This window comes from Natrinema sp. LJW11, from assembly GCF_056135975.1.
Window position 1 is genome coordinate 177,561 of sequence record NZ_JBWBDM010000003.1, and the last position, 23,014, is coordinate 200,574.

Consider the following 23,014-nt stretch of genomic DNA (forward strand, 5'->3'; position numbering starts at 1 on the left):
GTATTGCGGACGCACTGACTAGACAATTCACCTCCAATCGGACAGCCTTGAGGCTGTGCGACCGGTTTTGATAAACTGACGGCCGGCACCAGCAAGTATTCAAGCCTTCATCATCCAAGCAGGTGGTATGGAAGAAGAGAACGTGTCAGCTGTCGTACTCGCAGCTGGCGAGGGACGCCGGCTCGAGCCGCTGACTAACCGGCGTCCCAAACCGATGGTTCCCGTCGCGAACCGTCCGATACTCGAGTACGTCGTGTCGGCGATCGCAGAGGCAGGACTCGAGCGAATCGTCCTGGTCGTCGGATATCAACAGGAGCGAATTCGAAATTACTTCGGTGACGGTGACGACTGGGGGGTCGACATCGAGTACGTCGTCCAAGAGAAACAGCTCGGAACGGGCCACGCGGTCTTACAGGCCGAATCCACCGTTTCGAATCCGTTTCTCGTCCTGAACGGCGATCGAGTCGTCGACGCGTCGCTCGTCGAACGGGTTCGAAGCGCGATTGAAGCGCGCGATGGCCCGGTGATGGCGGTAACCCGAACGGACCACGCGAGCGACTACGGCGTCGTGACGGTCGCGGACGATCGCGTCACGGCGATCACGGAGAAACCAACCGAACCCGTCGCGTCCGAACTCATCAACGCTGGCGTCTACGGATTCGAGCCGTCGATCTTCGACGCGATCCGGTCAACACCGACCGACCGCGGCGAACTGGCCATTACGACGACGCTCGAGCGCGTCGCGACCGACCGACCGATCCGCGCCGTCAGGTATCGCGGTCGCTGGCTCGACGTCTCACACCTCTGGGATCTACTCGATGTGAACGCGGCGATCATCGATGACGACAAATCTCCCTCACAGGAGGGACGTGCGATCGCCGCAGATACGGCGATCGGGTCCGACGTGACGATCGGTCCGAACGCGACCGTCGGCGGCAGCACCGCGATTGGGGACAACGTGACGATCGAATCGAACGCTGTGCTCTCGAACGCGGTTGTCTTCGCCGATGCGGTCATCGAATCGGGGGCCGTCGTCCGCGATGCGATCATCGCGGAGAACGCCACCGTCGGAGCGAACGCGACTATTGCGGGCGGCACCGCGACGATCGTCGTCGACGGCACAGTGCACGACGCCGTCACCCTCGGCGGCGTCGTCGGCGACAACGCGACCGTCGGAAGCGGCGCAACTGTCGACCCCGGAACCGTGCTGGGCGACGGCGCAACCGTCGACCACGGCGTAGGCGTGAACGGTCGAATCGAACCGGATGCGATCGTGAGGAGGGGATAACATGTGTGGAATCGTCGGCTACGCCGGCACCGACTCAGCCGGCCCAATCGTCTACAGCAGCCTCGGGAACCTCGACTACCGCGGTTACGACTCCGCCGGGGTCGCACTCGTCGGCCGTGAACTGACGGTCGCGAAGCAGGCAGGCGAAGTGAGCGAACTGCGCGTGCCGGACGTCCTAGGCGCTACCTGCGGGATCGGACACACGCGCTGGTCGACCCACGGACCGCCAACCGATGCGAACGCCCATCCCCACACTAGTCGGAACGGCACCGTCGCCGTCGTCCACAACGGAATCATCGAGAATTACGAGTCACTGAAGGGGCAGCTCCTAAAGGAGGGATACGAGTTCTCGAGCGCCACCGATACTGAAGTAATCCCTCACCTCCTCGAGCGAGAACTCGACGATGGGCACGACCTGCTGTCGGCCGTCGAACGCGTCGTGGACCTGCTCGAGGGGAGTTACGCGATCGCCGTCGTCCGCGCCGGCAGCGACCGGATCGTCGCGACGCGTCACCAAAGTCCACTCGTGGTCGGTCACGGCGACGACGCCGCGTTCGTCGCGAGCGACGTGACGGCGTTCCTCGACCGGACTCGCGACGTGACCTACCTCGAGGACGGCGACATCGTGTCACTCGAGGACGACGGCGTAACCGTATACCACGACGGTGAACTTGTCGACCGAGCTATCGAAACCGTCGACTGGGACGCAGACGCCGCGGAGAAGGGGGGCTACGAACACTACATGCGCAAGGAGATCCACGAGCAGCCGTCAGCGCTTCGGCAGACACTGTCCGGTCGGTTCGACGTGGATCGTGGCGAGGTCGATCTCGACCTCGACTTTCCGCAGGGTTATCTCGAGTCCCTCGAGGAGATCCAGCTCGTGGCCTGTGGCACGTCCTACTATGCAAGCCAGTACGCGGCGCAGTTGCTCGAAGAGTTAGCGGACGTTCGCGCGACCGTCGAAATCGCGAGCGAGTACGAGTTCGACGGCGGCCGCGACCCCTGGCGGACGCTCGTCGTCGCCGTAACCCAGAGTGGGGAAACGGCGGATACGCTCGGCGCAATTCGCCGCGCCGCCGGTGCAGGGACGCGAACGCTCGCAGTAACGAACACACTCGGGAGTACCGTGACTCGGGAGACCAACGATACGTTGTTCATTCGCGCCGGCCCGGAGATCGGTGTCGCCGCGACGAAGACGTTTGCCTCGCAGGTCGCGACGCTGGCGCTGCTCGCGGTGAAAGTCGGGCGCGGCCGGGAAATGCTCTCGACGGCGGACGCGCGTGATGTGTTGGAGGATTTGCGCGCGTTACCCGGCGCCGTCCAGCAGGTCCTCGACGAAGAGGAGCGGGTCCTCGCGGCCGCTCGCGAATATCAGGACTCGGACGCCTTCTTCTTCGTCGGCCGGCGGTTCGGCTATCCGGTGGCCCTCGAGGGTGCGTTGAAGCTGAAAGAAATCTCGTACGACCACGCCGAAGGGTTTGCAGCAGGCGAGTTGAAACACGGTCCACTTGCACTGGTTTCAGAACGAACGCCTGTGCTCGCCGTCCTGACGACTGGTGCGGACGGGGATGAGACGAGAAACAATCTGACTGAAGCGCAGACTCGTAGTGCACCGGCGATCGGTGCTATCTCAGACGGGATGCGGACGAGATCGTTAGATTGGGCACTCGAGGTTCCTGCACTCGGCGTGTTCGAACCGCTCGTTGCAAACGTCTACTTCCAGCTATTCGCGTATCACATCGCGAACCTGAAGGGGCGGTCAATCGACAAGCCGCGGAACCTGGCCAAGAGTGTCACGGTAGAATAGGAGTAGTCTCCCTCGAGTAGTTTGCCCAGTTGGAGAGGGATCCTGAGGTCACCCCGTTGAAAGACAAAGAACCCGATCGAAAACCCTGTTATCACAACCGGTTAACAGCTTGGACACTATCTAGTTCTGAACCACCCCGGATTGGCGTTTTTCCGTTGGGCGCTTGATGCGGTCTTTGTTGGTTGCAGTAATATTCTAACCATCCAATACACTCGCGGATGTACGTCCGACTGCCCACCCACGAGTTATGGAAACGGTAAATGCGCATTTTGAGGGTGTGAAACCACTTTTCAAGGTTTCGGTCAGTATAGCTAATCCGATCGCTCAATCCTTTCTGTGAGAACGCAGTCCGATAGCCAAATTGATCGGCGAGAAACTCAGCCTCGGACAGATTGCGTTTCTCGCCGAGTTTCTGGAGTAATATAGCCGCCGGGGCAGTTCCATGCCGACTAAATAACGCGATATCGAGGACCATCTTTAACTCGATATCTATTGTACCATACATCCAAGACCATTTACCGTTGATTTTGACAGCGGTCTCGTCAACCGCGACCCGCTATCAGCCAGCCGACATTCCCAGTTCCACATCGTTCCATGAGATCGTTCAACGCCTACTGCAGCGAGAATCATTGTTGTCTCCCGAAGCGAAGACCGATCTGATGGAGGCGGATAGCGAACGGCCTGGCGGGCGTCGCCGTCCGCTCGTTCTTCCAGGATTCTTCTATATCCGCCTCATAGCTCTAGCTGAGCAGGTCTGCAAGCAACCTAGTCAAGTCACTCAACGACCTGCTCGTTTCTCAAACTGGCTCAACTCGACAGTGCCTGTTCACCTGATATATCAGAGACACCGATAGACGAAGTCGTTCGCGTAGGCTTCGGCCTCAAACGTACCGTCGATGTCAACCAGCACTGGGTTGTCGGCCATTCCATAAGCGAGGTCGGCGAAGTTCAGTGCATGGAATTCGCTGTGGGGTGTCCCGACTATGAGCGCGTCGAATCCTTCTACATCGAGTTCCTTCTGGACGGCGGTCCCGAACTCGGTGCGCATTGCATCGTTGGAAGCATGCGGATCGAAGCCGACGACTTCGATACCGTACTCTTTGAGTTCGTCTATCACACCGCCGATCGCGGAGGTTCGGATGTCGTCGACGTCCGGTTTGTACGCCAACCCGGCGACGAGAACCCGACTGTGCTGGAGAACCTTCTCGCTCTCGTTGAGCGCCTTGATCGTTTGTTCAGCAACGTGGGTCGAGACATACTCGTTGACCTCGCGGGCCTTCTGGATCAGCTCTGGGGAGAAGCCTTGCTGTTCGCTCTCGTAGATCAAGTAGAACGGGTCTACGGGGATACAGTGGCCGCCGACCAGTCCCGGTCTGTAGTCGTGGAAGTTCCACTTCGTTCGCGCAGCCTCGAGGACGGCCTCCGTTTCTACTCCAAGATGGCCACACGCCACTGCCAACTCATTGACCAGCGCGATATTGAGATCGCGTTGGGTGTTCTCGACACACTTGGCGGCTTCGGCGGTCTCGATCGTCGGCGCTTGGTGGATTCCGGCGTCGACGACCGTCTCATAGAGGGCGGCGAGCTCCGCACACGTTGTGTCGGTTAGCCCGCTCACAATTTTGACAACATTCCGCAGCCCGCGGTCGTCGTCGCCTGGGACCATCCGTTCGGGCGAGTAGCCAACGCCGAAGTCGTCGCCGGCGGTAAATCCCGACAGTGACTCGAGTGCCGGTATGAAGACTTCGCGCGTCGCACCCGGATACACGGTCGACTCGAGGACGACGGTCGTTCCGGGCGTGAGGTGTTCGCCGATCGTCTCGCCGGCACGTTCAACGAGGCTCAGATCCGGTTTCTTGAGGTCGTCGACAGGTGTCGGTACTGCGACTACCACAACCTCGACCTCTGCGATCACTGCTGGATCGGTAGTGAACTCGATCTCGCTGTCCACAATCGCGGCGTCGCCGATGTCACCCGTTGGATCAGCCCCCGCCTCGAGGGTTGCAATTGTATTCGGATCAATATCGACCCCCCAGACATCGTGGCCCTCTCCGTCGAACGCCTGTGCCAATGGCAAGCCAACGTACCCGAGTCCCACCACACACACCCGTGTCGATGTCGCTTTGATAGCGTCTGTCTCAGTGACTTGTTCACTCATCGTCTTTGCCTCGCATATTCATACTGTTCTAAGCCCTCTGATTTCATAGCTGCTGTTTCTTTTCAAACGACAGTTATCATACTGCTGAATCAGTGCAGTCTTCACGTTGTTAGTTCAGTCCCAGACTGCACTGACAGCACCGCAGTTCCCATCTTCTCATTTTTATACCACCATTGGACAATATTTTCGTCAATGAGCCCTATGCATGAATATGATAAATATTTGCCGGCCAAAATCCCTTCCAACTTGTGGTTCTCTTAAACGCGGTCCACGCGCGTACTTGAGTGCGTCAATAGCTTTCGATGAACGCATCCATCCAACCCATTTTCTGCCTCAGCGGTCGTACCCGCTATTGCCGCGCCTTCTTGTACGTCTACCGGCGGCTGACTCAGCAGAGTGACCGGGCACAGACATTCGTCGGTCGGACTCGACCACCTCGGGGGCGGAATAGGTGACGACTCGTGCAGTTCCGTGTGATGTATCTCACACTAGTATCAAATTGAGGAGGAGAAGAAGAGAGACGCCGGACAGCTAGTCCAGTGATCGGGAGAGTGCTGCCGGATAGTAGACCGCGTCTCGATCAGGAGACATATATGCGACCGATCCGTCAGTTGCGCCACGAATTCACACTCCGAGGACGCGATGGATCTGAAAAAGCTGGCAACTGATACGCTCATCTCGTTCGGGAGACAACTCCTGACGATTGCAAGAGGTATCGTCGTTATTCCATTGATCACGAAACTCATTGGAACGGACGCGTACGGTATCTGGGCGGCAGTTCTCGGTGTTGTCAGTATTGCGATGGGAATTGGCTCTTTCGACGCCGGGAATGCGATCGTCCGATACACTCCTACTGAGGAACGGACGGGGCAGACGTTCATCGATATTCTCCTCCTCGTCGTCGCTACCAGCGTTGCAGTCGGTGGACTGCTCCTTCTCGTCGACTCTGTCGTTCCCGTCCTTCCGACAGGCGGCGAAGCGTCGATCATCTACCCGACTGCCGCGCTCGTGATCGCATGGAGCGTGAGCGTCATTGTCCGCAACTATCCGCGGGCCCGCGACGAGGTAAAGTTCTACGAACTGCTCAATACGGTACAGACCCTTCTCGAGATTGTCGGCTTGGGTATCGTTCTCTTTCTCACACGCGACGTCGTAGCCGCGCTCTGGACGTTAGCCGCAATTAGTCTCCTCGTCGATAGCGCTACTGTGGTTTACTACTGGCCGGACGATGTCAACTTCCCCGCCGTGGCCGATCTCCGGCAGTACGTGACGTATAGTCTCCCGATGGTGGTGCAAACGCTCTCGAGTCGTATCATCCGTCACGCCGACAAATATCTCCTCCTGTATCTCGTCTCGCCGACTGCCGTCTCCGTGTACGCCGTTTGTATGGCAGCCAGCAAAATGATCGAAAATTTCATGGAAGTGTTGAATCCGAGCCTCTACCCCAAAATCGTCCGAGCATGGGAACAGGGTGATAAAGAAACGGTCGGACGCCTGTATACGTTCATTCTCAAGTGGTTTGTGGTCTTTGGTATACCAGCAATAGCGGGGCTCGGGATCCTCTCTCGTCCGTTTCTCGTAACGTTATCCACAGCGGAGATTGCAGAGGTCGGATCGGTACTGCTCCCATTGACAGCCTTCGCATATCTTGTTAGCGGGTTCAATAGTCCGCTAGTATTCATCGTTAACGCTGAGGAGAGCAACACCGTCCTCTCGAACGCGTACGTGATCGGGTCGGTGATCAACATTATCTTGAACTTGGCACTCATTCCGTCAGTTGGTATCTACGGTGCATTACTGGCAACAGTCGTATCCTATGCACTCATCACAACGTATCTCGTCTACTGGACTCGACAGCGCGTCCCGTATCGGCTCCCGGCGGCGACAGCCGTTAGAGCGGTGGTCGCAACGGCGACTATGGTGCTTGTTCTCTACGCTCTGCCACCGATGGCGTCGTCAATCAGTCAGTTGTTCCTGTATCCGGTCGTCGGTGCGGTCGTATACTTCGCAATACTCGTCGCTGTCGGCGGTATTCGAGGAGACGAGATTCGGACTGTCTACGGTGTTCTCACCGCTGAATAGTACTAGCTGCTACTCGTACTCCGCCAAAATTCGGTGGCCGCCAATCTGTCAGATACCGAGACAGTTTAAATCTCGATAAAAAATCGATGTTCGCTGGAGGTTCGCAGTTACTGGCCCCATTCCCTGAAAAAACAATTCGTTGAACCCTTGATCATCGAGCATTTCGTGCCCCGCTTCGTGACGCTGATTGTTGGTATCGTCCCAAATGATAACGCCGTCGGGAGTCAAGTGATTTACCGCAATCTCCGCACACTTGCTCCGCATGCGACCATCAATCACGATAACATCGAACTGTCCGTATTCGTTGATAACATGGGGATAGTCATCACTAGTACTGTGGTTGACCGTGGCGTTCGTCGGCAACATGGCCTCTACTCGTTGACTCCACTCGTGATCGTCTTCGACGGCGATCACCTGTTCGACCTGCTCCGCGTACCACATCGTCGAAAAACCGCTCCCGTACTCGAAGACCCTGAACGATGATTCGAGCCGGTCGGAAAGGAAATCGGTGAAACAGTAGGGTGTCCACGGCAACGGGTTCCCTTCCGCGTCCGTCGGTGCACCGTCGTAGGTGTCGAACCAGTTTCGGTCGTGGAGCGGACTATCGAACAGTAGTTGCGCGTGCGATGATACACCAAACCGATTAAGAACACCTCGTACGAGTTTTTGTGCACCATCTGGAAGTTTCCCGAACGTGTTCAATAGGACTGCTGACCCGGGCCGTGTTCCGGTTCGATTGCTGTCGTCCGACGAACGCTCCGCCTGAAGACCGTCGTACATCGTTACGTCTCTGTTCCTCGACCTATATAATCTTCGTGGCAGAATATGTGTGATAACGGTAAATAACAAATAATTAATACTACATCTCCACGAGTAAATAACACTGAAACTCATATAGTATTGGTCCAAATACTAATATATCGGTGAATATCAATCATATAAGAACAGATCAGCTAACTTATAATCTTGACATTGTTTATTGGAATATGGTATTAGAAGAGAGGATGGAAATTATGATGCCTGTAGAAACCGATACGAATGTAGGTTGCCGACCGAAGGAGCTTCCGCAGATCGAGTTTTCCAGCAAGTATTTGCGGCCGGACGAAAGAACGAGGGTTTATGGACATAGTCTGGCTTGTTCTCGACTCCTTAGGGTTCGACGAAACGTCGTTTGCAGCCGACGGTCCCGAAACGACGCCACGACTGGCAGCGCTCGCGGCCGAATCGGGCGTTATATTCACCAATGCATACGCGCCAGGACCAGCGAGTCCGTCCTCGCACGCGTCATTTCTCACCGGAAAACAACCGTCTGAAGCGGGAATGCACGAAGCGCGACCAGAGTTCGATCACCGTGTTCCGACGATCGCCGATGCGCTCAATGAAACGCACCGGACGTATCTCACGACCGTCAATCCGTTCCTGTTTACTGGACTCGAGGATTCGTTCGACGTCGCCGACGATCTCGCGGCGAACGAATACCTCGTATTCGACGACGCAACCGACCCGCGACGGTTCGGTAGGGAAACCAACACCCGAGGACTAGCGCAGTATCGTTCTTTCTTGCGTGACGGCGGCACGCCACTCCGGAACGTGATCAACGGCATCAGTTTCAAGCTATGGCAGCGGCGCGACGACGGCTTCATCCCAGAATCGATCGACGGTGCGGACGGCACGTATCGGTACGCGAAAGCGCTGAACGAACGCGTTCGGACCTCTCTCGAGGGGGATAGGCCGGCGTTCGTCGTCGCCAACTACATGGACGTCCATCCACCGCTCTCGGCGTCCGACGATGCGCTCGAGCAGTTCGCATCGGCGTACGACCGGTCGACGATTCCCATTGGCGTTCGCGCCGAGGATACCGACACCTACGATCATGACGCGATGCTGGCGCTCTACCGGGCGGCCGTCTGGGATCTTGACCGCGAACTCGCGCCCCTAGTTGAAGAGTTACTGAACGAGGGGGTCTTCGTCGTGGTCACGGCCGACCACGGGCCGCGGTTCGGTCGCGGCAACTATCTCACCGAACGGCGGCTCCATGTCCCGCTAATCGTATTCGCCCCCGACGGAGAAGCCCAAACGGTCGAACATACGGTTTCGCTCCGGTCCCTGCCGAAGACGACGCTAAACCGGATCCCCGGTGCGAACGGCGAGTTCGACGGCGACGATCTACTCTCGGTCAACGGTGATCGCACCGTTGTCACGGAGTACCTCCATCGTGAAAGTGATGATCCAGGCCCGGTGTCCATCAGTGCGGACAGTGAAATCCTGGATTACGATCTCCGTCTCCAACGCGGTAAGACAGTGTTACAGCTCGAGGGTGGGCGCGAAACGGTCGCGGACGGTGCTCCGTCGGTACTCGAAGAACTTAGGACTGATGCCGAATCGCTACGGGCCTCGCAGGGAGCCGAAGATGAAACGCCAACCGAGTTTGACCGGGCGACTGCCGAACGTCTAGAGGATCTGGGGTATCTCTAAGCCGGCAGCCGGCGGTTATCCGATCGGGAGCCGCCTGTATTGCCGCCGAACCGCTTCGCCGAGGCCGCTGACTTCCCAGCGGACGACCGATCGCGATCGCGCGGCGTTGACTCGCGGAATGGTAGCCGCGAGTACGGGGCTGACTGGCGGCTTGAGGAACCCACGCGAGACGCTGACGCCGAGTTCGTGAGTTTCCGCGACGCGACGTCGGCTTCGTAAATCGTACTTTCCGCCGGGATAGCAAAAACGGGAGATGTCAACATCGTATCGGCGTTCCAGTGATGTTCGCGCATCGTCGATCTCGGCACGCAATTCGTCCGTCTCGAGGTCCGGAAGCGATGGATGCGTTGCAGTGTGGTTCCCCAGCGTGACGAGGTCGTGGCCGGCCAGATCACGCATCTGCTGTTCGGTAAGCATTTCGTCAGGACCGGCCGCGAGTCCGAACGACCGAGGATCGCGCCGGTCTGCGCCGACGAATTCGTCGACGACGAACAGCGTAGCCGGCACCTCCAATTCCTCAAGAACCGGCAGCGCGTCGGTATAGAAGTTACGGTAGCCGTCGTCGAAGGTCACTGCGATTCGAGGTTCGTCCCCATGCCCAAGAACGTCTGGAAGGTCGACGATACGAAATCGGTTGCGAATGTACGAGAGGTCGGTCCGAAGTCGGGCAGGGGAGATTGTTCCACGAGGGTTGCCGTACGGTTCACCGACGGAATGGTACATCAAGACAGTGTTCCCGGGCGGGGGCGCAGCATCTGTCAACCTCGTTCGAACCGCTAGCTCGGCGAGGCCGCGCCACGCCGCGAGTTTTGCTCGAGAAAGAAAATCCTGTCGGACAGGCATGCTTACAGTATCGAATGCGATTCGATGTACGAATAGTCGACGACGCCGTCCGGTCGTCCGCCGCCGCTTTCGACAAACTCGCACAGCCGACAGACACGATCTTCGTACGTGTGATCGGCTTTCGCTCGCTCGTGACCGCGTTGTGCGATCGCTTCTCGTTCGTCGTCGTGTGTGAGGTAGTAGTCGACTTGCTTTCGAAGTTCGGACGGCGAATCGACGATAACGATCTCCTCGCCATCGACGAACCAGTCCGGATTACAGGCATCGGCGATCTGTAACGTGCCGGATGCGGGGATTTCGAAAGTCTTCATGTTTCCACCGGACAGTTGTACGCGATGATGAATGTTGACGGATAGCTTCGAACTATAGATCGCGCTGTAAAGATCAGGGCCGTACACGGACCCGCGATGAAAGGACGCAAGCGGTGTCTCATCCCAGCGCGGTCCGTACAGGGCGAGATCAATATCGGCATCGACAAGCGCCTCCAGATACATAACACGGCGAGGGTAGGGTTGACCCACGAACGACACGTCTGCGTCGAACTCAGACCGGTACTCGCAGAATTGCTGAACGGTGTTGATATCGCAGCCACTGCGGGGGAATACGACGCTGTCTACGCCGAGTGCCTGCCAGGACTGCCGGCGGTTGTCGTCATTGACGAGCATCAGGTCGTATTCTTGAGGTGCAACGTGGCGTTCCTGTGGCGCGCTGAAATCGAAGGGGCCGGTCCCAGTAATCCCGAAGACAAGCGCGTCGGTCGCTGACTTAATTTCCCCGACCGTTTCGGCAGTCAGATAGTGGTAGCCACCGGTGATCAACACGAGATCGGGACCGAATTCGATCGCGGCGTTCAATGCGCGACGGTTTCGTTTGCGGGCGGCGTGATCGAGCCAAGTGGGGGATCGACGACGGAGCTCGCGGACAGCGCGATAACCGATCCCAAATGTCTTATCGAGCCACGATGCGGCCCTGTATCCGACCGACGGTGGGAGCAATGCAGGGTCCGTGTACCGTTCAACACAGACCTGATGGCCCAGTTCTCGAAGAGCAGTAATAAATCGATGTTGATCCTGCGATGTCGGCAGTTCGGGAACTGCCTCGGTTCCGGTGTCCTCCCTCGAAATGTACCGCTCTACGTGGTCGAGACGGGTTAGATAGAGGACTCGCATATCTCTCTATCGAGAGGAGCCACAGATATATATACCGGTTGCCGGATCACTAGATGTAGCGATCCATGCACGTGCTTTTCGCCCCGTTTTTTGGGGACAACCCCTATCAAGAACTCCTCCGCAGTTCAATCGAAGCGGCTGGCATCGAAACGTCGACACATACGGACCCTGTTCCGCTAAGCCCGCTACTGGGTCACGTACTGTGGCACCGGGCTGACGTGCTCCACCTTCACTGGACGCATCCGTATTTTCTCTTCGGCAGTCGACGAGAATTCTACCGGCTCCCGTTGAGTCACCTCTTCTGTACGATCGCTGCAGTGATCTTCGTTGCACAGGTGGCGATCGCATCGCGACTCTGCGACAAGGTCGTCTGGACGGTTCACAACCGGTGCAACCACGAACGGCGGTACGAACTCCTCGATCGGTGGGTGAGCCAACAGGTAGTCGATATCGTCGACGTCGTACAGATTTGGGACGATCAGACGCGCGAGGAACTCGCGTCCTACCTCGATCGAGATCTAGATCACGCCGTCAAAGTTCCACACGGAAACTACGCACCCAAGTACAATCTTGAGTCCATTGATCGAGACGTTGCACAAGAGACTCTCGGCGTCGACAGCTATGAACGGGTCTTCCTCTACTTCGGCTTGATCCGCCCGTACAAGAACGTACCACAGCTGGTCGAGACGTTTGCCGAGGTCGCCCCGGACGACACTTGTCTCGTCGTCGCCGGCAATCCAATGCACGACGAGATCGAACGGGACGTTCGAGAAGCAGCCGCCGGCAAACCGAACGTCCACCTCGATCTCAGATTCGTGCCAGAACGAGCGGTCCCCGAACTCTTTGCAGCCTGCGATTTCGCCGTCTTCCCGTATGAACATATCTTCAACTCCGGCTCTGTCATGCTATGTATGACCTTCGGGCGACCGTTCATCGCACCGGCTCGCGGCAGCCTTCCCAGCGTCGCACCCGAGGGAAACGTGCTCTACGAATCGTTACGTAACGGGCTACAGGCGGCAATTTCGGCCCCGACCGAGCGAATTCGAACAGTCGGTGAACGGAACTTCTACGTCGCTCGAACGACATACAACTGGGAGGATATTGGGGCGGCTATGGCCGATCTGTACCGCGCCAAGTAGAGTTCGGAGCGTTCTTATCTCTCCCAGACTATGTTCGGCCAGAGTAGATGCATCCGTACGCTCCAGTCGATTTCGATCCCGACGATATCTCTCTCGTCGGTGACGTGGTGATGGTCAACTACGAGGGGAGAGATCAGCTCGCCGAATCGCTCCCTGTCTGGGTCACGATGCGAGACCTCGGATACGTTGGAACGATTTATGTCATCGACAACGCATCGTCCGACAGATCGGTCGCGTTTCTCGAGGATTCCTTTCCCGACGTGACCGTGGTTGCAAACGACACCAACAAGGGGTTTACCGGTGCTGTCAATCAAGGAATGGAACACGTGACGGCCGACGCGTCGTTTATTACGACGCCAGACATGATCGTCACACAGTCGTGGTGCCATAGGCTACTGGAGGCGATGGCGGATGCGCCGAACCGGGGTGCTGCGACCGGAATTGTCGTCCGTCCGTCGGGAGAAATCGACGGCCGAGGTTCGATCGAAAACGCGCTCTTCCGATTCGATCCGGGACCCCCACGTGATGATGTTTCCAGGGTCGACTCGGGACGCGGGAGCGGCCTCCTCGTTCGATCGGACGCGTTTGATGACGCTGGCGGGATCGACGACGATCTGTTCATCCAGTGGGACGAAGTAAGCCTCACTCTGAACCTCCGGGTGGCCGGGTACGAGACCGTGTTCGTCCCCGGGGCGCTCGCTTGGCACTGCGAACGTCTTGGATACGGAACGGGAATGGAGTATTACCACGCTCGGAATCTGTATCTCCTCGCAGGGCGCCACTGCGACCGATGGGAATTCGTCCGGATCCTTACCCTGAACCTCGGCCTTCATATCGTTGGACATCTGGTATCGGCACTCCTAGGCCGTCGTCCGTGGGCCGCGGTCGTACGGACATGGCACGGCGCGGCAGTTGGAATCAGTCGGGCGATCGCTGGCCGAGTCCGCTCGAATGGAGGGAAATCATGACCAATCTCCCGAAACGAGCGGTTCGGGTTCTCAGAGAAGACGGACCGATCGCCGCGATTGGGGAAATTTCAAAGTATGTCCACCAAGAGGCAGTCAGACCGCGGCTCCCCCGGAGGCGTGCCGTCTACAATGGTATCGAAACGCGCGCTGGACGGTCGTTCGATCGGATCGTTCCGTGGGAATCGGTCAACAGACCAACGTATGAGAGCGCGATCGTCGAGACTCTCAGATCCGAGGTCCAGCCCGGAGACCACGTTGTCGTTGTCGGCGGCGGGTGGGGTGTCTCGGCGACAGTCGCTGCGAGGCAATCCGGACCCGAGGGCCGTGTCTCCGTTTACGAGGGCTCCGAGGACGGCTCTGCACATGTACGTGAGACCGGGCGGCTCAATGGCGTCACTGATCGTATCGACGTAATGCACGCTATCGTCGGTGAATCGATCAGCCTTCTAGGGCCAGATGGTAACGCAGCTGTTGTTCCGACCACGGCTCTCCCCGACTGTGACGTACTAGTACTCGATTGCGAAGGTGCAGAGCATACGATCCTGACTGATCTGTCAATCCGACCTCGAAAACTCGTCGTCGAATCACACGGCTTTCTGGGGACGCCGCCTGACACAGTTCAGGAACTCGTCACGGCAAAGGGCTACGAGATCAAGTCACTGAAACCGGCAAACGCTGGCCACATCGAATACTGCGAGCAAAAGGGAATTCAGGTCATACACGCACATCGACAGTAGTATCGCCCCTCGATCGATCGGTTCCGGTTTTCGTTACAGTCCCCTACGATACGTCGCTGCGAGCTGGTCGCCGACGCGAGTCCACGTATACTGATCACGGACGTGATTGTGGGCAGTTTCGGCGAGTCGAGTTGCGAAATCAGGATTTTCGAGGACGCAGGTGATCGCCTCGACGAGGCTCGAGACGGAGCGTTTTGTTGCGGCCAGACCAGTTTCCCGGTGGACAAGGTGACCAGCGGCCGCGTGTTCATCGGTACCGACGACTGGCGTCCGGCAGGCCATCGCTTCCAAAGCAACGATACCAAATCCTTCGGTTACCGAGGGAAACACGCAGACATCGACGGCGTTGTAGTAGTCCGACAGTTCGAATCGCTCGACGGCACCGACAAATTCGACTCGGTCGCGTAGCCCTTCCTCATTGATCGTGCGCTCGACGTCGGACATGATCGCCTCGTCGACGCCGCTGTACACGAGCAACAGCGTCACGTCGTCAGGGAGTCGAGAGAGTGCCCTAACGAGGTAGGGGACACCTTTATGTTTCGTGATTCGGCCGACAAATAACAGGTATCGTTGATCGATAGCGAGCCCAAGGCGCTCGCGGCAGGTGTCACTGTCGTCCGGGCTGAACAACTGCGTATCGACGGCGTTAGGTAGATGGGTCATTCGATCAGCAGACAGCCCTGCAGTCCGCAAGTTATCGAGTTCTCGTTGGTTCACCGAAAGAACGCGGTCGATAGCGGGGGCAACGCCGTGAACGAATAGGTGATACCAGAAACGGTGCTTCCGACATCCAGTATCAAGCGATGCACCGTGATTGTGAACGACGATTTGTGCATCGGTCCAAACAAATGGTAGAACGAACTGGAGGACGTTCGGCTGATTGTAGCCGTGAACGTGGATTACGTCCGCGTCTGTCGACCAGAGGTATCGAACGAGTGGGATCGAGAGCTCACGTCCGAACGAAGAACCGGTAGTCACCCGAAACAATCGTACGGGAAATCCGAGGTCATCCTCGCTCGGCTCGGACTGCTGGGAGAGTACCAAGAGTTCGACCGACCCCCCTTTCTCGAGAACGACCTCGCAAAACCGCCGGTGGTATTCGGCGTATGCCAAAAACTTCGCCACAGAGGAGTATCCCACTGCGGACGGCGAATGCGGAACGACAAACGCAATTGTGCAACCCGCGAGATTGTTCGTCATCGGCGATCACCCATTCGGATTTGTGAGCAGATCTGGTTTCATGAATGCGTACGCATATCCTAATCCAACTGCGGCGATAAAGATGAGAATTGCACCGAGTTGTTTGCACTGATCCGATGATCGAGTGCTAAGACACTGCCGGAATCGGGTCGGGATCCGGGTCGTCAACAGCCAGCGGAGATACTCTCCTTTGGTGTCCGGTGCGTCTTGATAGAGGAGGTCCATGACGCGTTTCGAGTACCCTTGCCAGAACGAGCGGAAGACGAGCCAGCGAAACTCTCCCCTATAATCGAACAGTCTATGGGTGACAACTGCGTTTTCGTTGTATATCATCCTCTTTCCGTATTTTTCAAGTATTCGGTTGCCGGCTGGCGCTTCGTGGGCCTGGACGTGACGACTTCCTTTTCGGCCCGTCTTCTCGTCATATCCGCCAACCGCTAGAAACACTGCGCGTTTGTACGAGATATTCGATCCGTACGTGTTCCGAACCTCGTCCATGTGGTCGGCAAATCCAAGTTCCGTACAGCCGACCAGCCAGTAGAACTCTTCGGGGAAGAAGCCAGGTTTTGTCGTCACCCATTCCGGCGAAACATATCCTCCGACGGCGACCGCGTCAATCGTTTCGTAGGTCTCGACCAAGGTTTCTACCCAGTCTGGTTCAGCGATACCGTCGTCATCGATGAACGCAACCACCTCCCCAGTCGCGATCTCGGCCCCTCGAGTCCGACTGTACGAGATCCCCTGATTCTCGTCGTTACAGTGAAGGACGACATCATCAACCTCGCCGTAGTCATCCTGCACGCGCTCAAACACTGCATCATTCCCATCGACGACGATCACGACCTCGAGCGGCTCGTGCGTTTGCCTGAGGACGCTGTCGACACACTCGGAAAAGACGTCGTAGCGTTCCATCGCGTAGGTACAGATGACGACGGAGACCTTCATTTCGAACGGCTTTCGGTGACGCCTGAATAAGCTTTTTCGTTCGGACGGATCTACATCGCGATCATCACGTCTCGAAGCCACTCATCGAAGTGACCCAGTCCGGGCTCCGGATGGTAAAACCTCGCGGGTATATAACAAGACTTATTCTTGGCTTGGGTCTGGTGGGACCTAATGAGCACCGATACCGAACGCGTCGAGGACGGGACCGAAACGTCCGTCCTCGAGTCGTTCCGAGACTGGTATCACCTCCCCGTGATCGGGGTCGTGATGCTGTTTATGGTCTGGTTGCGAACCCGGTCGTATGATCGGTTCGTCACCGAGGATGGAACACCCGCCCTGGCAGGGGTCGACTCGTGGTATCACTGGCGGACGATCAACTGGACGGCGGAAAATTACCCGCACACGATGCCGTACGAGGTCTGGACGGGCTTCCCGACCGGCACTTACGTCGGCCAATTCGGCACGCTGTTCGACCAGCTCATCGTCACCGTCGCGATGATCGTCGGGCTCGGCGATCCGTCGCAGCAAACCCTCTATACGGTCTCGCTGCTTTCGATCCCGGTCATGGCCGCGCTCGTCGCGATCCCCGTCTTTTACGCCGGCCGCCGGCTCGGCGGCACGCTCGGCGGCATCGTCTCCGTGCTCGTGCTCGCACTCGCGAAGGGACAGTTCCTCTCTCGGTCGACAGTGGGACAACTCGACCACCACGTCGGCGAGGTCCTGTTCATGTCCATCGCGGTCCTCGCGATGATGGTCGCGCTCACCGTGGGCGAACGCGAGAAGCCGATCTACGAACTGGTCGTCGACAGGGACTGGGACGCACTCCGGACGCCCGCGATTTACAGCGCGCTCGCCGGACTCGCGCTCACGCTATACATCTGGGTCTGGCCGTCCGCGATCCTCCTGATCGGGATCTTCGCCATCTTCTTCACCGTCCAACTCTGTCTCGACTACCTCCGCGGTGTCTCGCCGGATCACGTCGCCTTCGTGGGCGCGGTGAGCCTCGGCGTGACGGCTATCCTGACGATCCTGCTCATGGAGCAACCTGGAAGCACGGGCTCGACCAGCTTCGGGTTGCTCCAGCCGCTTACCGCCCTCCTCGTAGCCGTCGGCTGTGTCTTCATGGCCTGGCTCGCACGCGAATGGAACAACCGCAGCCTCGAGCGACGATACTACCCCGTCGCGATCGGCGGACTGATCGCCGCGACGTTCGTCGTGATGTGGCTCGCCGTCCCGAGTCTGTTCGACTCGATAATCGGAAACGCGACGCGTCGCATGCTACCGTTCGGCGGGACGGCCACTGACCTCACCATCGCCGAGGCCCAGCCGCCGGAGAACTTCTTTGATCGCGTCTTCACCGAGTTCGGGAGCGCGTTCTACACGATGCTCGCCGGGCTGGCCTTCCTCGCGATTCGACCGCTCCTCGGTCGGAAGTTCCGCGCCGAGCACACGCTGATCATCGTCTGGACCGTGTTCCTGATCAGCATGGCCGCGACGCAGGTGCGCTTCATGTACTACCTCACGCTCGCGGTCGCGGTGGTCAACGCGGCGTTTATCGCGGAAATCACCCGCCTCTTCGACCTCGACCTCGAGAGCGGCCTCGACTCCATCAGACAGGTCGAGACCTATCAGGTGATCGTCGTCCTGCTCGTCGTTTTGCTCCTCTTCGCGCCGCTCCTGCCGCCGCTCGCGCAGGCGACCGCGTGGGAGCAAGGCAAACAGACCGGACCGAGCGGGAGCGCAATGAACTGGGAAGAATCGAACCACTGGCTCAAAGAAAACACGCCCGCGCCGGGGAACTACGGCGGTGCGAACAACGCCGACAAACTCGACTACTACGGGACGTACACTCCGGGCGACGGCGACTACGAGTATCCGGAGGGGGCCTACGGCGTCATGTCGTGGTGGGACTACGGCCACCTGATAACGACGCAGGCCGAACGGATCCCGCATTCGAACCCGTTCCAGCAGAACGCGCGGTCGTCGTCGACGTATCTGACAGCCGAGTCCGAGGAGCGAGCGGAACTGGTCCTCGACGCGATCGCCGCGGGCGAGCCGGTCGCCGATCGCTCCACCGAGGAACTCCGGCAGGCGACTTCGGGCAGTGATTCGGGCGAGGACGTCCGGTACGTGATGATCGATAACGAGATGGCCGGTCAGAAGTTCAGTCCGATCACGCAGTGGTCCGGCCCCGACTACGGCCACTACATCAATAATGAGCAGTTCGCGTTCGGTGAGAACCAGACGCAAGCGCTGCCGACCGTCAACGAGAACTACGACAATACGACGCTCTCATCGTTGTACCTGCAGGACGCGGCCGGAATGGAACACTACCGGTTAGTCCACGAGAACGACAAGTACGCGATCGTCGGCGGGATGGGTATCAGGGGACAGGCCATTCCCCGCTACTCCCTGCAGCTTCGGGGCTCCGGTTGGACGAACCAGACGCGGGCGATCCAACAGCAGCTAGCGCAGGCCCGGAGCAATAATCAGGTCTATCAGGGTCTCGGAAACCCAGTGTGGGACGGTCACGTCGTCTCATCGGTGAAAACCTACGAGCGCGTCGAGGGGGCGACGATCACCGGCAGCGTCGACGACGCCGACGATATCGACCCTGCTAACGCGACGGCCGTCGTCGCAGTCGAACTCGAGACCGACACCGGACGCACGTTCACGTACAGACAGCAGGCGGCGCTCGCGGACGACGGGAGCTACGAAGTGACCGTCCCGTACGCGACCAACGACGAACTGGGCGTCGAGGACGGCTACACCGACAGCAGCGTCGAAGCAACCGGTAACTACAGTGTCAGCGTCTTCGAGTCCGGCGAACAGGGACTGCGGCAGTTCACCGGGGAGACGGCCGTTCCCGAGCCCGCAGTGGTTCAGGGAGAGACCGTCACCGTCGGGGACCTCGAGGAAGTCGAAGATCCGTCCGGCAACGAAACGACGGGCAATGAGACGACGGACAACGAGACCTCGGGCAACGAAACGACCGGCAACGAGACGGACGACGGAAGCACGGACGGCACCAACTCGTCGGACGACGGAACTGCCGACAACGGGACCGCGAACGCGTTCGAGCCGGTCGCAGCGGAACGCGCGCACTAACGCGTCGATCCATTCTTCGAGCCGTGGCCGCTTCTCGTGGCTCGGTTCTCGATCGATGCGGAACGCGGGAACGGTTTTGCGTGACTTCGACAGATGTCACGAGCGATGCGGACTCCGCTGACGTCTTCCGAGGAGTTCTCGACGGGAGCAGCCGACATCGCTTCCGATGTCTCGGACGGAGCGCGAGCGTCGATCGTCGGCATCTCCGATCGGTTCCTCGGCTCGAGTCAGGCGGGGGACGTCGTCGGATGCGTTCGCGAGCGGGATCGAACTGCGACGCTCGTGGTCGTCGTGAATTCGATCGTGAGAGCGGCGACTGCCGGTCGGGGGTAGCCTGACGGCCCTCGAGGGGCGCCTGTCGAAACGGCCGGCAATTGCGGTCTTCGTAGTTGTCGACGAGACCGGAGCGGTAATTTCTTATACGAACACATCACAGATCGCGAATACGGAAATCACGGAGAACAACCCCGAAAACCGGATTTCTCTGTTGAGTTACTGTTTCAGGTTGGATCGTCATTGAAACATAAGAATTCGTATATGAATCTATTAGATAATTTTATTTCCATTGGCACCAACCAATGGTATGTATGCCAGCAAAAGACGACATGAAAGACTACCTCGCAAAGCACCCCCGAATGATCGGCGCGCTGTTCACCCTGTTCGTCCTGCTCAGTCAGGCGGGATCGGTCGCGGCAGGAATGAACTCCCAGATCGGACCGTAACGAGAGTGTTCGGCAACTGAACGTATCATTTTCGACAATTCTGTCGTTAAAAGAGGACTCCGGTGCTATAGTAGCTACTGAAACGAATTGCACACTGATCACAACGCCGTCGTACGATCAGGCGTGCATTGACTTGCAGTGGCTACTAAAGAGGGGAGTAGTTCACCGTTCGATCGCGTCCTCGCATCCGTCGCGAAGTAGCGAACGGACGGGCTTAGTCGAGCGAAATCGAACCGACGCCATCGTTCCAGCGGAGTCTCCCGTCGACGAGAACCGGTAACTCGGTCCACGTCAGGTACGGCTGCAGATCCTCCGTGTCGACCCGCGAATTCGGCGTGACGCCGGGACTGAGATGGCGGTCCGCGACCGACTCGAGGTTGGAGGCACTGGCCGTTCCGAGTTTGAACTCCTTCGTCGAATACGAGCGGACCGCGAACTCGAACTCGCCGTCATCGCCACCGTCGAGTTCGATGATCGCCGGCGTCCCGCCGTCGGACTGTGCGATGTCCGCCGAGCCGTCGCCGACGATGAGGTACTGATCGCCGAGCCCCGCGTACGTTCGCGCGATCTCGAGCGCCCCTCTGAGCGGGAAGCCGCGGTTGAGCAGCCTGGCCATGGTCTCGCCGGCCGTGACGGCGTCTTCGTTGATGACGTCGGCGTACGTGCTAACGCCGCCGAACGCGCCGCGGCGGGTGAGCGCGAGACCCTGCTCGTAGGACCGACAGGCGTTGAGAAAGAAGACGCCGACGTCGACCGACTCGAGGGTTCGGACGTCGAGGTCGCCGTCGGGACAGCGGATGCCGTCTTCGACCGCGTGACCGATGTAGTGAAAGAAGTCGTACCCGCCGTCGGTGAGCAACTCGGCGAGGCGATCCGATTCGACGCCGAACTCCGAGCGGATCTCGAACGGGAGGTCCGCTCGGTTGCCGTAGGCACCGTCGAGGAGGTCGTGTTCGTCGATCATTCGGGCGTCGTTGCAGACGAGCAGGATTTCGATCGATTCGCTCCGCTCGCGGCGATCCAGCTGGTTTCGGTACGCTTCGATCGTCGCTTTCGACGCGCGCTGTGGGATGTCGTCGCCGAACCACGCGTGTTCGACGGCTTCGTCGGTCACGGACGGCACGACGAACGCCGAATCGTCGGGTTGTGACGGCGAAGAGCGATACGTCGTCGCAGAGCGAACGAGCCCCGTCTCGGTCTCCGGTCGCGGAATCGATTCCGGCGTCCGACCGCGGGATTCGCGAACGATACCGAGTTCGTTCACGAGGTACGGGAGCAGCGTGGCGCTGTCCGGTTCGGCCGGGACGTGTGCGGTCAGCGGCCACCGCGGGATGTGCTGGTCGATCGACTGGATCGGCACCTCGAGGTACCGGTCCAGTCGCTGGGGGAGCGACAGGTCGTACGCTTCCGCGAACGAGAACGGCAGCTCGTCCTCGAGCGCCGATCGCTCGAGGAGGTTGTACTGGAAGACGCCCTCCGTTCGGACGAGACAGTCGAGGAAGAAGAATCGCTTCAGGAGTCCGGCGGTCTCGTCTTCGAACGCGCGCCCGGTCGAGAGCGGATAGTCGAACCGCGGCGTTTCGAGCGCCGGTTCGTCCCCCGGTCGAACCGCGGCTCCAAGGAAAAACGCCAGCGGTGCCGCGGCGAACACCGCCGCGTACTCCCGCGGGACGGTGAGGGTGATGTCGCTCTCCGGTGGATCGACGGCGTCGGGAATCTCGAGGCTGTCACCGAGTTCGATCAGCGGCGGATGGCCGCGCAGGGTCGGCCACGTCCGCTCTGGAGACGGCGTCTTCAGCGCGGACGGGAGCGCGGAGACGGCCTTCGTCAGTGACTCGATATCGGATGGCGTGGTAATCGTCCCAACCGGCTGGTCGTGCGGCGATCGTGCGCCGAGTTCGATCGTCGTCTCTCGGTCGGTCGCGATCCGTATCGAGGTCAGTCCGATGTCGATCGTGCCGGAAACGTCGATGCGACAGTACAGCTTCATCGGGCCGCTCAATCCGACGAACTGGGTCCGTTCCTCGAGCCGAACCGTTTCGCCGGCGTCGAAACTCGCCTCCGTGCGGCCGGTTTCGTCGTGAACGGTGACGGAGTAGAGCTGGTTGAACGTGAGCGCGTCGGTCTCGAACCGGCACGTCTCGTCGACGGGGAAACAGAACTGCGCCGTCTCGATGGCGTCGAACGACACCGACCCCGGCGTTTCGATCTGGAGGCGGCGTTGCTCGATGGAATCGTATACCTCGAGCCCGGGCGGGTCGGCCGTTTCCGCGATCTCGATAGTCATCTGTCCTCGTTGTCATCTCCCTCATTCCGCCGCACGGTCAAAAATGATTGTATCGGTCGCCGATCACGGAGCGTCGTCGTCCGCGG

17 protein-coding genes and 1 pseudogene are annotated in these 23,014 nt (G+C 58.9%); 10 read left to right on the forward strand and 8 right to left on the reverse strand.

All coding sequences use genetic code 11. From position 1 onward, the window contains the following. Positions 1-127 precede the first annotated feature (127 nt). Positions 128-1,288, forward strand: a complete 1,161-nt coding sequence (locus AC0QDI_RS09845) for a sugar phosphate nucleotidyltransferase (RefSeq protein WP_474667657.1) — start codon at positions 128-130, stop codon at positions 1,286-1,288. Position 1,289: 1 nt separating this feature from the next. Further along, a complete protein-coding gene (glmS, locus tag AC0QDI_RS09850) occupies positions 1,290-3,095 on the forward strand; it encodes a glutamine--fructose-6-phosphate transaminase (isomerizing) (RefSeq protein WP_474667658.1) in 1,806 nt (601 codons plus the stop codon). A 91-nt stretch (positions 3,096-3,186) separates the two neighbouring features. Here glmS and AC0QDI_RS09855 read toward each other — a convergent pair. After that, positions 3,187-3,820 (reverse strand): annotated as a pseudogene (locus AC0QDI_RS09855) (IS6 family transposase). Between the two features lie 113 nt (positions 3,821-3,933). Beyond that, on the reverse strand, positions 3,934-5,253 hold the full coding sequence (locus AC0QDI_RS09860) for a nucleotide sugar dehydrogenase (RefSeq protein WP_474667660.1): 1,320 nt from the start codon (positions 5,251-5,253) through the stop codon (positions 3,934-3,936). A 642-nt stretch (positions 5,254-5,895) separates the two neighbouring features. Here AC0QDI_RS09860 and AC0QDI_RS09865 point away from each other — a divergent pair. Next, positions 5,896-7,335, forward strand: coding sequence for an oligosaccharide flippase family protein (locus tag AC0QDI_RS09865; protein WP_474667662.1), 1,440 nt, complete (start codon positions 5,896-5,898; stop codon positions 7,333-7,335). Positions 7,336-7,383: 48 nt separating this feature from the next. Here the strand turns inward: AC0QDI_RS09865 and AC0QDI_RS09870 are convergent, their stop codons facing one another. Beyond that, positions 7,384-8,115, reverse strand: a complete 732-nt coding sequence (locus AC0QDI_RS09870) for a class I SAM-dependent methyltransferase (protein ID WP_474667663.1) — start codon at positions 8,113-8,115, stop codon at positions 7,384-7,386. Between the two features lie 339 nt (positions 8,116-8,454). Between AC0QDI_RS09870 and AC0QDI_RS09875 the strand changes: the two genes are divergently transcribed. After that, positions 8,455-9,810: a sulfatase-like hydrolase/transferase gene (locus AC0QDI_RS09875; protein ID WP_474667665.1), complete on the forward strand. Its 1,356-nt coding sequence runs from the start codon at positions 8,455-8,457 to the stop codon at positions 9,808-9,810. A 15-nt stretch (positions 9,811-9,825) separates the two neighbouring features. Here AC0QDI_RS09875 and AC0QDI_RS09880 read toward each other — a convergent pair whose 3' ends face one another. After that, complete coding sequence (locus tag AC0QDI_RS09880) at positions 9,826-10,653, reverse strand: polysaccharide deacetylase family protein (protein WP_474667666.1); 828 nt, start codon at positions 10,651-10,653, stop codon at positions 9,826-9,828. A 2-nt stretch (positions 10,654-10,655) separates the two neighbouring features. Further along, on the reverse strand, positions 10,656-11,822 hold the full coding sequence (locus AC0QDI_RS09885) for a CgeB family protein (RefSeq protein ID WP_474667668.1): 1,167 nt from the start codon (positions 11,820-11,822) through the stop codon (positions 10,656-10,658). A 317-nt stretch (positions 11,823-12,139) separates the two neighbouring features. Here AC0QDI_RS09885 and AC0QDI_RS09890 point away from each other — a divergent pair, with 317 nt between their 5' ends. The 3 genes from AC0QDI_RS09890 to AC0QDI_RS09900 all read left to right on the forward strand — a co-directional run bounded on the left by AC0QDI_RS09890 (position 12,140) and on the right by AC0QDI_RS09900 (position 14,666). Then, positions 12,140-12,961: a glycosyltransferase gene (locus tag AC0QDI_RS09890; RefSeq protein ID WP_474667670.1), complete on the forward strand. Its 822-nt coding sequence runs from the start codon at positions 12,140-12,142 to the stop codon at positions 12,959-12,961. A gap of 110 nt (positions 12,962-13,071) precedes the next feature. Continuing rightward, positions 13,072-13,929 (forward strand): glycosyltransferase family 2 protein, encoded by an 858-nt coding sequence (locus tag AC0QDI_RS09895; protein ID WP_474667672.1) that lies wholly within the window; start codon positions 13,072-13,074, stop codon positions 13,927-13,929. After that, positions 13,926-14,666: a class I SAM-dependent methyltransferase gene (locus tag AC0QDI_RS09900; protein WP_474667674.1), complete on the forward strand. Its 741-nt coding sequence runs from the start codon at positions 13,926-13,928 to the stop codon at positions 14,664-14,666. The genes AC0QDI_RS09895 and AC0QDI_RS09900 overlap by 4 nt, the downstream gene beginning before the upstream one ends. 33 nt (positions 14,667-14,699) lie before the next feature. On the opposite strand, the gene AC0QDI_RS09905 is transcribed toward AC0QDI_RS09900, so the two are convergent. Continuing rightward, positions 14,700-15,866 carry a glycosyltransferase family 4 protein gene (locus AC0QDI_RS09905; protein WP_474667676.1) on the reverse strand — a complete coding sequence of 389 codons (1,167 nt, stop codon included), beginning with the start codon at positions 15,864-15,866 and terminating at the stop codon, positions 14,700-14,702. A 6-nt stretch (positions 15,867-15,872) separates the two neighbouring features. After that, the gene (gene aglG / locus AC0QDI_RS09910; RefSeq protein ID WP_474667678.1) at positions 15,873-16,811 is read right to left on the reverse strand and encodes a glucosyl-dolichyl phosphate glucuronosyltransferase; all 939 of its coding nucleotides are present in this window, start codon (positions 16,809-16,811) and stop codon (positions 15,873-15,875) included. 171 nt (positions 16,812-16,982) lie between these two features. Here aglG and AC0QDI_RS09915 point away from each other — a divergent pair, with 171 nt between their 5' ends. The 3 genes from AC0QDI_RS09915 to AC0QDI_RS09925 all read left to right on the forward strand — a co-directional run bounded on the left by AC0QDI_RS09915 (position 16,983) and on the right by AC0QDI_RS09925 (position 20,641). After that, positions 16,983-19,919, forward strand: coding sequence for an oligosaccharyl transferase, archaeosortase A system-associated (locus AC0QDI_RS09915; protein WP_474667680.1), 2,937 nt, complete (start codon positions 16,983-16,985; stop codon positions 19,917-19,919). Positions 19,920-20,024: 105 nt separating this feature from the next. Continuing rightward, the gene (locus AC0QDI_RS09920; RefSeq protein ID WP_474667682.1) at positions 20,025-20,252 is read left to right on the forward strand and encodes a hypothetical protein; all 228 of its coding nucleotides are present in this window, start codon (positions 20,025-20,027) and stop codon (positions 20,250-20,252) included. A 254-nt stretch (positions 20,253-20,506) separates the two neighbouring features. Then, positions 20,507-20,641, forward strand: a complete 135-nt coding sequence (locus AC0QDI_RS09925; protein ID WP_474667683.1) for a DUF7503 family protein — start codon at positions 20,507-20,509, stop codon at positions 20,639-20,641. 214 nt (positions 20,642-20,855) lie between these two features. Here AC0QDI_RS09925 and AC0QDI_RS09930 read toward each other — a convergent pair whose 3' ends face one another. Further along, positions 20,856-22,928 carry a hypothetical protein gene (locus AC0QDI_RS09930; protein WP_474667684.1) on the reverse strand — a complete coding sequence of 691 codons (2,073 nt, stop codon included), beginning with the start codon at positions 22,926-22,928 and terminating at the stop codon, positions 20,856-20,858. Positions 22,929-23,014 lie beyond the last annotated feature (86 nt).